11 protein-coding genes are annotated in these 12206 nt (G+C 65.0%); 8 read left to right on the forward strand and 3 right to left on the reverse strand.

Annotated features, from left to right (window positions below; translation table 11 throughout):
• Positions 1-147 precede the first annotated feature (147 nt).
• Positions 148-2310: a methylmalonyl-CoA mutase gene (gene scpA / locus H0S73_RS18595; protein ID WP_181053546.1), complete on the forward strand. Its 2163-nt coding sequence runs from the start codon at positions 148-150 to the stop codon at positions 2308-2310.
• Between the two features lie 6 nt (positions 2311-2316).
• Here the strand turns inward: scpA and H0S73_RS18600 are convergent, their stop codons facing one another.
• Positions 2317-3906 (reverse strand): adenylate/guanylate cyclase domain-containing protein, encoded by a 1590-nt coding sequence (locus H0S73_RS18600; protein ID WP_181053547.1) that lies wholly within the window; start codon positions 3904-3906, stop codon positions 2317-2319.
• A 126-nt stretch (positions 3907-4032) separates the two neighbouring features.
• Positions 4033-5007: an alpha/beta hydrolase gene (locus H0S73_RS18605; RefSeq protein ID WP_181053548.1), complete on the reverse strand. Its 975-nt coding sequence runs from the start codon at positions 5005-5007 to the stop codon at positions 4033-4035.
• A 174-nt stretch (positions 5008-5181) separates the two neighbouring features.
• Here H0S73_RS18605 and H0S73_RS18610 point away from each other — a divergent pair, with 174 nt between their 5' ends.
• The 4 genes from H0S73_RS18610 (at position 5182) to H0S73_RS18625 (ending at position 8514) form a co-directional block, all read left to right on the forward strand.
• Positions 5182-5940, forward strand: coding sequence for a DUF3750 domain-containing protein (locus H0S73_RS18610; RefSeq protein ID WP_181054384.1), 759 nt, complete (start codon positions 5182-5184; stop codon positions 5938-5940).
• 31 nt (positions 5941-5971) lie between these two features.
• On the forward strand, positions 5972-6955 hold the full coding sequence (gene meaB, locus H0S73_RS18615) for a methylmalonyl Co-A mutase-associated GTPase MeaB (RefSeq protein WP_181053549.1): 984 nt from the start codon (positions 5972-5974) through the stop codon (positions 6953-6955).
• A gap of 89 nt (positions 6956-7044) precedes the next feature.
• A complete protein-coding gene (locus tag H0S73_RS18620; protein WP_181053550.1) occupies positions 7045-7548 on the forward strand; it encodes an SRPBCC domain-containing protein in 504 nt (167 codons plus the stop codon).
• Positions 7549-7722: 174 nt separating this feature from the next.
• Positions 7723-8514 (forward strand): bestrophin-like domain, encoded by a 792-nt coding sequence (locus H0S73_RS18625; RefSeq protein ID WP_181053551.1) that lies wholly within the window; start codon positions 7723-7725, stop codon positions 8512-8514.
• A gap of 6 nt (positions 8515-8520) precedes the next feature.
• Here H0S73_RS18625 and H0S73_RS18630 read toward each other — a convergent pair whose 3' ends face one another.
• Positions 8521-9534, reverse strand: a complete 1014-nt coding sequence (locus tag H0S73_RS18630; protein ID WP_181053552.1) for an asparaginase — start codon at positions 9532-9534, stop codon at positions 8521-8523.
• 169 nt (positions 9535-9703) lie between these two features.
• Between H0S73_RS18630 and H0S73_RS18635 the strand changes: the two genes are divergently transcribed.
• The 3 genes from H0S73_RS18635 (at position 9704) to H0S73_RS18645 (ending at position 12197) form a co-directional block, all read left to right on the forward strand.
• On the forward strand, positions 9704-11008 hold the full coding sequence (locus H0S73_RS18635; protein ID WP_181053553.1) for a UDP-glucose dehydrogenase family protein: 1305 nt from the start codon (positions 9704-9706) through the stop codon (positions 11006-11008).
• 92 nt (positions 11009-11100) lie between these two features.
• Positions 11101-11337, forward strand: a complete 237-nt coding sequence (locus H0S73_RS18640; protein WP_009494007.1) for an Lrp/AsnC ligand binding domain-containing protein — start codon at positions 11101-11103, stop codon at positions 11335-11337.
• Positions 11338-11531: 194 nt separating this feature from the next.
• Entirely contained in the window at positions 11532-12197 is a 666-nt protein-coding gene (locus H0S73_RS18645; RefSeq protein ID WP_181053554.1) for a DUF924 family protein, read from the forward strand.
• Positions 12198-12206: the final 9 nt, after the last annotated feature.

The following is a 12206-nucleotide window of genomic DNA, read 5'->3' on the forward strand; positions in this document are numbered from 1 at the left end:
CGGCTCGCCGGGGATGACACGTACCTGTCATGGCCGGTGATGACGCAGCGACAGGCCGACCTCGCCGCCTCCGACCATGCGCCGATAGCATCCCGGGTCCGGATGCCCTAAAATGATGCGGTTCACATTGTTTCAACCGTCAAGGCCATGACCAGCATCCCGGACTTTTCGAGCGTAGCCTTCACTGACGCTCCCCTGGCATCCTCCCCTCGGAGCGCCGCCGAGCCCTGGCTCACGCCCGAGGGGATCGCGGTCAAGGCAGGCTATGGCCCCGAGGATCGGGCCGGGCTCGACTTCCTCGACACCTATCCGGGCATCGCGCCGTACCTGCGCGGTCCCTACCCGACCATGTACGTGAACCAGCCCTGGACCGTGCGCCAGTATGCGGGCTTCTCCACGGCCGAGGATTCGAATGCCTTCTACCGCCGCAACCTCGCGGCCGGCCAGAAGGGCCTGTCCGTGGCCTTCGATCTCGCCACCCATCGCGGCTACGATTCCGATCACCCGCGCGTCTCGGGCGACGTGGGCATGGCGGGCGTCGCCATCGATTCCATCTACGACATGCGCACGCTGTTCGCCGGCATCCCGCTCGACCAGATGAGCGTGTCGATGACCATGAACGGCGCCGTGCTCCCCATCCTCGCGCTCTACATCGTGGCCGCCGAGGAACAGGGCGTGTCGCCGGAGAAACTCTCGGGCACGATCCAGAACGACATCCTGAAAGAATTCATGGTGCGCAACACCTACATCTACCCGCCCAAGGGGTCGATGCGCATCATCTCGGACATCTTCGGCTACACGTCGCAGAACATGCCGAAGTTCAACTCGATCTCGATCTCCGGCTACCACATGCAGGAAGCCGGTGCGACGCAGGACCTGGAGCTCGCCTATACGCTCGCCGACGGCGTCGAATACATCCGCGCCGGCATCGCGGCGGGACTGACCATCGACCAGTTTGCCCCGCGCCTGTCCTTCTTCTGGGCGGTCGGCATGAACTTTTTCATGGAAGTGGCCAAGATGCGCGCCGCGCGCCTACTCTGGGCCAAGCTCGTGAAGGAATTCAACCCGCAGAGCGAGAAGTCCCTGCCGCTGCGCACCCACTCGCAGACCTCGGGCTGGTCGCTGACCGCGCAGGACGTGTTCAACAACGTCACCCGCACCTGCATTGAGGCGATGGCGGCCACGCAGGGCCACACGCAGTCACTGCACACCAACGCGCTCGACGAGGCGCTGGCCCTGCCGACCGACTTCTCGGCGCGCATCGCCCGCAACACGCAGCTCTTCCTGCAGCAGGAGAGCGGCACAACGCGCATCATCGATCCGTGGGGCGGCTCCTATTACGTCGAGCGCCTCACCTATGAGCTGGCGCAGAAGGCCTGGAGCCATATCCAGGAGGTGGAGAGCCTGGGCGGCATGGCGAAGGCCATCGAGGCGGGCATCCCGAAGCTGAAGATCGAGGAGGCGGCGGCGCGCACGCAGGCGCGCATCGATTCCGGCCACCAGAAGATTGTCGGCGTGAACGCCTTCCGCACCACGGACGAAGCGTCCATCGACATCCTGAAAGTCGACAACGCCGCCGTGCGCGCGAGCCAGATCGACAAGCTCAGGCGCCTGAAGGCCGAGCGCAGCCAGGGCGACGTGGATGCGGCGCTGGCCGCCCTGTCGCAGGCGGCGGCAGGCGAAGGCAACCTGCTCGATCTCGCGGTCAAGGCCGCCCGCGCCAAGGCCACCGTGGGCGAGATTTCGGACGCGCTGGAAAAGGTCTGGGGCCGTCACCGGGCCGAGATCAAGGCGATCTCGGGCGTGTACAAACGGGAGGTCGGCATGGCGTCGCCAGCCGTGGAGAAGGTGCGTACCCTGGTGGAGCAGTTCGAGCACGACGACGGAAGGCGCCCGCGCATTCTCGTGGCCAAGATGGGCCAGGACGGGCACGACCGCGGCCAGAAGGTGATCGCCTCGGCCTTCGCCGATCTCGGCTTCGACGTGGATATCGGGCCGCTCTTCGCCACACCCGCCGAAGCGGCCCGGCAGGCGATCGAGAACGACGTGCACATCATCGGCGTCTCGTCGCTTGCGGCAGGCCATCTGACCCTCGTACCGGAGCTGAAAGCCGAACTCGCCAAGTTCGGCCGCGAGGACATCATGATCGTGGTCGGCGGCGTGATCCCGCCGCAGGATTTCGACGCGCTTTATCAGGCCGGCGCCTCGGCGATCTTCCCGCCCGGCACCGTGATCGCCGATGCGGCCGTGAACCTGATCGGCGACCTGAACAAGCGGCTGGGTTACGGCCCGAAGCAGGCAGCGGAATAATACGTCTCAACTCGCCTTCGCTGCCGGACGAGACGTCTCCAAAGCCGCCAAGGCTTCGGAAAGGCGCCTTCTGGCCTGATCGATCTCACCGTGCTTGATCGCATCGAGATCGAGGAACAGGTCGAGCCCCGTCACGTGTTCGACGATGACCTGAGGCCTTTGCGCGAGTTCGCCCAGGAAACCTTCGACCGCATAGGGCACCACCTCGCGCTTGATGCCTTTCATGGCGATGGCTTCCAAGGGCCTCGCCCGCACCAGGTCCCGCACGAGGGCATAGGTTTCATAGCTCAGGCAGATCCCGCCCGGCTCCGCCACGGCCTGCAGGCGGGCCGCGATATTCGCTTCGGCTCCGATGATCGTGTAGGCCATCCGGTCCTCGCTGCCGAAATTGCCCACATTGCAGAAGCCTGTATTGATGCCCATGCGCACGCGCATCGGCAGGTCGATCCCCTGTTTGCGCCAGCGGGCGTTCAGCTGCTCCATGTATTGCTGCATATCGACGGCCATGCGCAGGCAGGCTCTTGCATCCTCCTTGACGCCCTTCGTTTCAGGATCGCCGAAGAAAATCAGGATCGCATCGCCGACGAACTTGTCGATGGTGGCCCCGTGCCGGAGGGCGATGGCGGACATCTCGGTAAAATACTCGTTCAGGAGCTGCGTCAGGTCCTCCGGCTGCAGCCGTTCCGCAATGGTGGTGAAGTCCTTGATGTCCGAGAAGAAGATCGTGAGTTTCTTGCGCTCGGTGGCGATCGCCACATCCTTCTGGCCGCTGAAGATACTCTTGTAGATCTGGGGGGACAGGTACTTTGCGAGCTTGGTCGAGATCCCGGCGAGGAAATCGTTCGCCTCGGTCAGTTCCTGATTCATGCCGCGGATCAGCCTTTCCTGGCGCCGCTGCAGGAAGATGCAGGCGAGCCCGGCCAAGGAGGCGAGCGAGAGATAGATCAGCGAATACTTGAACGAGAGAATATTCGCGAAAATCGGCTGTCTCACGGAAATTTCCTGGATGCCCCGGATGTCGCCGACCTTCCAGTCCGTCTTGGGGCTGTCCGGATGAGAATTGTGACAGCTCACGCAGACGGGGCCCATCACGATCGGCGCAGCCGTTCGAACGTTCTTGTCGAAGAGAGAACCGGACACTTCCACGACGGGCTGTTCGGGGTTGGCGCGCAGACGGGAAAGGGCATCCCTCTCGAAGTCATCCAGTTGATGGGGCTCCCGGCCCTTGAACGGCATATCGGAAACGAAGCGGTATTTCACCGAGCCGTCCTGAGCGCTGATGCGCTTTCCGAGTTCGATCGAGAGAGTCGCGGGGATCGGAATGGCCCCGGAAATGTCGCGATAATTGTGAGTGACCATCACCGGCTCGGGCGCTTCGAGAACACGCCCGACAACGTCGCTGCCGTAAAAGCTTCGCATGTCGTCGATGATGCGGCTGGCTTCGCTTGCCTGCATCCGCAGGACGCGCTCCGATAGGATCTGCAGGTCGAGCCAGACGGCGACGGGCAGGCCCAGAACGCCCAAGATGACTGTTGCCACCAGCAGCGTGACCATCGCACGCGGCTGATAGGAAGCCCGTTCACCCAGTCCAGCCATAGGAAGCCTCACTGTCGAACTTATGCCGTGAGGACAATCATTTGCCTTTGTCGGCGGGCGTGCAACCCCTAATTCATGAGCGCCGGCGGGCTCCCGCCCGTCAGGGATAATGTCCGCGCTTGCGGGTCACCCCGCCCGCTCGATAGCCCGCTTGATCACCTGCTGCACTTCCTTGTTCGTCAGGAAGATGTCGTGATTGATGATACCGCTGCCGAACTCGGAGGCGTCGGCCACGCGGACGCCGAGCGCCTCCAGCCGGTCGCGATCCGCCGCGCCGGCCCGGACGATGCCGCCGGCAAGCCTGCTCGAGACGGCGAGCGCCCGGTCGTTGGTGGAGCTGATGACGGTGATCTTCTTGGCGTCGGGGCCGAGACGTTCGAGACCGCGGGCGAACAGGTCGATGTCGATGTCGGGAGCCGCCAGCACCACGGCGCCGATGCGGTCCATGGCGCTCTCGCCGCCGGAAGCGCGCAGCATCCGCAGGGTCTCCAGGGTGAGCAGCGTGCCCATGCTGTGGGCGACGATGTGGATGCGCCCGCCGCTCGGGGTCTTGGCGATGGCGGTCAGCAGGTCCTCCAGGGCATCGCGGGACCACATGGCGCTTTCGCGATCGGCCACATAGCTGAAGGTGGACGCTGCGGAAGGCCAGGTGAACAGGCCCGTCACCCCGGCGAACTTGATCCCTTCGGAGAGATCGATGGTCGAGGTCGCGGCCGTCTCGAAGCTCTCGCGATAGCCGTGGATGTAGAGCAGCAGATTGTGCCCGAACGCCGCCTGGGCGAAGGTCTGGGCCGCGTTGCCGTGGTCCAGGTTCTCGACCTTGGCGATGCTCCAGCCGCTGCCGCCGATCAGAGAATCCGAGGGCGGCTTCAGGCGCGCTTCCGCGAAGACCAGATCCGGAGACCGCTCACTGCTGAACCAGGGCTTTCTCGGCGGGTCGCCCACCGGGAGCCGCGTGGTCGCGACCAGGAGCTTCGGGTCCCGTGCGAGCCCCACCTGCGACGAGACCGGGCTGGTGAGCGCCGAATCCTCTCCGATGCAGCCGGACAGGGCGAGGCTTGCGAGGCACACGAGGGCGAGGCGGGAGACGGGAAAAAGCATGAGGCCGGATTTCAAGAGACAATGAGGGCAGTGCTGTTTTGTCCCCGATCATGGCACGCACAAGGCAGAGACGCGACCAAGTCACATCCGAGCCGAAATATGGTAACCCAATGGTGAACGGGGGTGTCGCAACATCATCTTGATGCTCCGGGGGTGGCCCCATACCTTCGCCCGATGCTTGCTTTCGTCTCCCGCATTCTCCTTCTCATCGTCGGCCTGTTTCTCCTGCCCCTGGGGGCTCACGCGCTCTGGTGGGCGCTGCGCGACGATGTCGCGCCGAGCTGGCGCGCCGCCGACTGGTCGAGCGCGAAACTTCTTCCCGCCGCATCCGAAGCGCCTCAGGCCGTCGTGGCCGTCTATGCGGCCCGGGTCGGCCGCTGGCGCGGCATCTTCGCCCACCATACCTGGATCGTCGTCAAGGAGGCCGGCGCCGGCACCTATACCCGTTACGACAAGGTCGGCTGGGGCAGCCCTGTCCGCACCAACGGATGGGCACCGGATGGGCGCTGGTTCGGCAATGCGCCGCATCCGGTGGTCGTGATCGAAGGCAAGGCGGCGGAACGGCTGATCCCGCAGGTGCGGCAGGCGGTGGCGAGCTACCCTTACCAGACCTTCGGCGCCTACAACGCCTGGCCGGGGCCGAACTCGAACACCTTCGTGGCCCATGTGATGCGCTCGGTCCCCGAACTCGACGCCGCGCTGCCTCCCACCGCTCTGGGAAAGGACTGGCAGCCCTGGCGGGACATCGTCGGCCTGACTCCGAGCCGGACCGGCATCCAGGTCTCCCTCGGCGGCTATGCGGGCCTCGCCCTCGGCTGGGTCGAGGGCGTCGAGATCGACTTCATGGGCCTCGTCGCCGGAATCGACGTGCGCCGGCCCGCCATCAAGATTCCCGCCTGGGGACGAATCGGCATGGACCCGATCACTTGGTGAAAGCGCGGTCGAGATACGCTAAACCTCTCCCATGACCGGGGGATCACCGAAAACGGCAGTAACGGCGGAGATGGTCGCGAAGGGCGACCGGGCATCGCTCGCGCGCGCCATCACGCTCATGGAATCGCGCCGCCCGGACCATCGCGAGGCGGCCCGCGCCCTTCTGCAGGAGCTGATGCCCCGCACGGGCCGTGCGGTGCGCATCGGCATCACCGGGGTTCCCGGCGTCGGCAAGTCCACCACCATCGACACGCTGGGCTCCATGCTCACCGGGAAGGGCCACAAGGTCGCCGTGCTGGCGGTCGATCCCTCGTCCACCCGCACGGGCGGCGCAATCCTCGGCGACAAGACCCGAATGGCGCGCCTCGCCGCCGATCCCGACGCCTTCATCCGCCCCTCCCCGTCCTCCGGGACGCTCGGCGGCGTCGCGGCCAAGACACGGGAGACCATGCTGCTCTGCGAGGCGGCCGGCTTCGACGTGATCCTGGTCGAGACCGTTGGAGTCGGGCAGTCGGAAACGGCGGTCGCCGACCTGACCGATTTCTTCCTCGTCCTCATGCTGCCGGGCGCGGGCGACGAATTGCAGGGGATCAAGAAGGGCATCCTCGAACTCGCCGACCTGATCGCCGTCAACAAGGCGGACGATGCGGGCGCGAAGGCGAAGGCGGCCGCCGCCGAGTACAAGGCCGCCCTTCACATCCTGTCGCCCGCCTCCCCCACCTGGACGCCGCCCGTGCTCACGATCTCGGGGCTTACCGGCCAGGGGCTCGACGAGCTCTGGGCGAAGGTCCTCGATCATCGCAAGCGCCTGGAAGCCACGGGAGAACTCGCGGCCAAGCGTCGGGCGCAGGACACGAAATGGATGTGGGCCCTCGTTCACGAGCGCCTGTATGAACGCCTGCACCACGATCCGGCCCTGCGCCAGCGCGTGCCGGAGATCGAGAAGGCCATTGCGGACGGAACTCTGTCGCCCAATGCGGGAGCCGGCGAGATCGTGAAGCTGTTGAGGCTCTAGGCCCGGTGCGTGCTCTGAGCGAGAATCGAAGGCTGCCCCCTAAATCCGGATGATTGCGGGTCGAGCATGGCCGGCATTAGCTTATAATCATGAGCGCACTGAATCTGACCCAGCACTTCGATGTCCCTGCCGCGGTGGTCTACCGGGCGCTGATCGATCCCGTGGCCGTCTCGGCCTGGATGTTCCCGGACGGAATGAGCATTCATATCCACTCTTTCGAATCCAGGGTCGGAGGCCGGTTTCCGATCTCGCTCACCTATGAGGACGATATCGGGGTCGGGAAATCCTCGGCACGGACCGACACCTATCGCGGTCGTTTCGTGGATCTGGTTCCGAACGAGCGCGTCGTTCAGGCTCTGGAGTTCGAGACGGAGGATCCGTCGATGCAGGGCGAGATGAGCATCACCTTTGCCCTGACCGAAATCGGAGGCTCGACCTTGCTCGACGCTTGGCATGAGAATGTCCCTTCGGGCATCTCTCCGGCCGACAACGAAACGGGCTGGCGAATGTCCTTGGCAAGGCTCAAGCAGCTCGTCGAACAGGGCCGAACCGGCACATCCGGGGACCCGCCGGACGGAGCAAGTCCCTCATGATCAGCTCCATCGGGGGAACGGTGAAGCATAGCCATGCTTCAAGCCTGTATTTTTGCCGATCCCGCCCATAGCAGGAAGCTCCGTCCCCCTATCCGGAATTCCACCTGATCCTTCTCGGGAAATCCGCTTCATTCGGGAAAGGCCCAAGGGCCAATACCGAGAGCCGGCAACGCCGTGATCGATCGACTGCATCAATTGCCCATTTTCATGGGCGCCGTGATCGTCTGCCTCGTCTTCCTGGTGCCGACCCTGGCCGGCCTGGTGCTGCTGCAGCCCACATTCACGCGCCTGATACGCAGGGAACGCGATCCGAACACGGTCGTCACGCTGCTCCTGAACGTCTTCTCGCTCTACTACGGCGTTCTCCTGGCCCTGCTGTCCGTCGCGGTGTTCGAGAATTACGTCAAGGCGCAGGATGCGGTCGGGCGCGAGTCGTCCAAGGTCATTGCCCTCTACCGCACTTTCAATGCCTATCCCGAACCGGCTCGCACGACCCTATTGGATACTCTTCGCCAGTATGTCGACGAGGAGACAGGGCCGGGCTGGGTCGCGCAGCGGACCGATCAGGTCTCCACACGCGGGACACAGCTCGTCGACCAGTTGAGCCGCCAGCTCCTCAGCTTCCGGCCCGATCGGGATGCGGGAGAGGACCTGATCCACCAGGCGGCGCTACGGACCTTCGAAGACTTCATCGAGCAGCGCCGCCTGCGCATTCAGGCGGCTGGGACCAGCATTCCAAGAGTCATCTGGGCGGTCGTCATGGTGGGCGCCGCCCTGAATGCCATCATTCTGTGGCTGTTCGACCTGAGGCGAACGACCCACTTCATTCTGAGTAGCATTCTGATGATCTTCATCGGCCTCGTCGTCTACATGGTCGGCGTTCTCGACCGGCCATTCCATGGCCCGCATGGCCTCCAGCCCGACGACCTCATCCACACCCGCCTGCAGATGAACCCGAGGCCGTGAGCGCCTTCAGGTAATGCCACGGATCTCCGGCGAGACGCGGATCTGTCCGACTTCGATGCCGTTCCAGTTCTTGAGCACCGGTCCGGCCAGCACTTCGACCGCTTTGCGCTCGTCGGCGCTCAAGGGCAGGAAGCGCAGGACGAGCCCGGCCATCATGGCCTCGGCCGCGCGGGCATGGCCATCCTCGACCTTCAGGGCCACGCCATAGCCGAGTTCCGGGAAGGAGGCGCAATAGACACCCTCGGCCCCAACCTTCACGAAGGCGCGCTCGCCGAGAAGCTCCATGAGCTTCGTGTCGAAGCGGCCGGTCCCCGCGACCATGAAGGGATGGCGCGCCACGGCCTTGCGGATCCGGGCCGCCGCGGCCTTGCCGTCGCCCGGCAGGCCCGTCCCGGTGCCGAAACGGGCGAAGCCGAATGCCAGAGACGGAAGCGGGATCGCATAGGTCGGAATCGAGCAACCGTCGATGCCGCTCTTCTCGACCGTGTGGCAGGCGCCGGTGATCTCCTCAAGCGCCTCGCGCACGCTGCGCTGCACCGGATGATCCGCCAGCACATAGCCCTTCGGGTTCTGGCCCTGGCCGCAGGCGAGGCAGACGAATCCCGCGTGCTTGCCCGAGCAGTTATTGTGCAGGGCGCTGGGACTGGCGCCCGAGGCGGCCAGAGCGCGGTTGGCGGCCTCTCCCATGGGCCAATGCACCCCGCATTCGAGGCAGCCGGCATCCTGCCCGGCCTTGGCCAGCATGGCCTTGGCAGTCGCCGCATGCTCCGGCTCGCCCGAATGGGACGCACAGGCGAGAGCGATCTCCTCGTCGGTCAGGCCGTATTTGTCCGCAATGCCGCTTTCGACCAGCGGCATGGCCTGGAGCGCCTTCACGGCGGAGCGCGGAAAAACGCGCCGGTCCACATCCCCGATCGACAGAACCGTGCCCCCCTCGGCGTCGACCACGGAGACGCTGCCCCGATGGCGCGACTCGACAAGGTGTCCGCGGGTGACCTCGACAAGAAAAGGATTGTGCATCAATGCCCCGTTTGAAAAGCGGCGGTGTTGTGGAGGCACTCCATCCAGAAGTCAAAGGGGACATTGTTGCAATGGCGAAAAATGTCTCATTCAAATCCTTTGCGGCTGTGGGTTGCTGCGGGGCTCCCGTCACTCTAAACCCAAGGTCCGAACAAACTGGGAGCTCTCGATGCGTGTCGCGATGATCGGAGCAGGCTATGTGGGCCTGGTCTCCGGCGCCTGCTTTGCGGATTTCGGCCACGAGGTCTGCTGCGTCGACAAGGATCCGGCCAAGATCGAGGCCCTCAACCGCGGCGAGATCCCCATCTTCGAGCCGGGCCTGGCCGAACTGGTCGCCAAGAACGTGCGCGAGGAGCGCCTCACCTTCACCACCGACCTGTCGTCGGCGGTCCGGAATGCCGAGGCGGTCTTCATCGCGGTCGGCACCCCGTCCCGCCGCGGCGACGGCCATGCCGACCTCTCCTACGTCTATCAGGCCGCCCGCGACATCGCCGCCGCCATGGACGGCTACACCGTCATCGTGACCAAATCGACCGTGCCGGTGGGCACCGGCGACGAGGTCGAACGCATCATCTGCGAAGTCCGCCCCGATGCGGATTTCGCCGTGGTGTCCAACCCGGAATTCCTGCGCGAGGGCGCGGCCATCGCCGATTTCAAGCGCCCGGACCGCATCGTGGTGGGCACCGAGGACGAGCGCGCCAAGGGGGTGATGACCGATCTCTACCGCCCGCTCTATCTCAACCAGTCGCCCCTGCTCGTCATGTCCCGGCGCACGGCGGAGCTGACGAAATACGCCGCCAACGCGTTCCTGGCGACCAAGATCACCTTCATCAACGAAATCGCCGACCTGTGCGAGCAGGTGGGCGCCAACGTGCAGGACGTGGCCAGGGGCATCGGGCTCGACAACCGCATCGGGGCGAAGTTCCTGCATGCCGGTCCGGGCTATGGCGGCTCGTGCTTCCCCAAGGACACGCTGGCCCTGATCAAAACGGCGCAGGATTACGAGGCGCCGATCCGCATCGTCGAGACGGTGGCGGCGGTCAACAGCCAGCGCAAGCGCGCCATGGGGCGCAAGGTGATCGCCGCCTGCGGCGGCTCCGTGCGGGGCAAGACCGTGGCGGTGCTCGGCCTGACCTTCAAGCCGAACACCGACGACATGCGCGACGCGCCCTCCATCGACGTGATCACCGCCCTGCAGGATGCGGGCGCCCAGGTGCGGGCCTACGATCCCGAGGGCATGGCGGCCGCCAGGGCGGTCCTGCCGGACGTGCACTATGCCCGGGACGCCTATGACTGCGCCCGCGGGGCGGATGCGCTCGTGCTCGTGACCGAATGGGACACGTTCCGGGCGCTCGATCTTCCCCGCCTGAGGGCTTTGCTGGCGGCTCCGGTGGTGGTGGACCTGCGCAACGTCTATCGCCCGGAGGAGATGCGCCGCCACGGCTTCACCTATGTGAGCGTCGGCCGGGGATGACACACCTCAGGATCGGACCGGAGGTTCTCACCGGTCCGGTCCCATGCCATATGTCTCGGACTGAGACATTCCAGACGCCCCCGGAGCTTCCCATGCAGACCTTCTTCGTCGAGATCAAATGCAAGCTCGGTAAGACCTACGCCGTCGCGAACGCTCTCGCCGACCGGGAGATCGCATCCGAGATCTACTCGACGGCCGGCAATTACGACATTCTCGCCAAGTTCCACGTGGATGACGGGGTCGATATCGGCCATTTCATCGCGGAGAACGTGCAGGTCATCCCCGAAATCGCCGATACGCATACGATCATCACGTTCAAGGCCTTCTAGGCAATCCAGACCGCTTTTGAGCGGCAGCCTCGTCAATCCCTGCCCCGTCAGAGGGCGGACGCGAATTCACTGCCGCCTCCGAGACACAGATCACGGCTCACGTCATTCCTCGACGAACCCGTCCGTCAGGTGCTTCCAAGCACAGCACGGCAATTGCACACTGGATAACATCGGGATCCTTCAAGGAGGAGCGGATGTCGTCTCAGCTGGATTGGCGCAGGGTCCATGATTTCTGGTTTCCGGTCGACCTGTCGCGTTCCGGCATCGCGGCTCACTGGGAGATGATGGCCTGGTGGCTGCACGGCGGCGTTCAAGCGGAACTGCCCCCTTTCGCCCCCCTGGTTCACGCGGCCAGGAGCGGCCAGCTCGACCATTGGCGCGCCACGCCGCCGGGACGGCTGTCTCTGATCATCGTTCTGGACCAGTTCCCCCGCAGCCTGTTCGCGGGGACGCCGCAAGCCTATTCGTCGGACCAGGATGCCTTGGGGATGGCCGAGGAGGGATTCGGAAACGGGCACTACGACGACCTCACGTCCCCGTATGAAAAATTCTTCTACCTCCTGCCCCTCGTCCATGCGGAGGGGCCGGATCATGGGGTTCGGATGAAGCGCGTCGTCGCCATCGCCGAGCGCGCCCTCGACGAGGCCCCCGCGGCTCTCAAGCCGGTCTGGCTTTTCTCCCTCAATCAGGCCCGGACCCGCTTCGACATCATCTCCCGGTTCGGCCGCTTCCCGCACCGGAATCCGGTTCTCGGGCGGCCCTCCACGCCGCAGGAGCTGACCTACCTGGCCAAGGACGATTTCGTCCACACCCGCTCGCTTCCCACCTCGGCATCGTCGGCGATCAGCGCGATCGGGTGACCTCCGGCA

The sequence above is a fragment of the Microvirga mediterraneensis genome, from assembly GCF_013520865.1.
Lineage (GTDB): Bacteria > Pseudomonadota > Alphaproteobacteria > Rhizobiales > Beijerinckiaceae > Microvirga > Microvirga mediterraneensis.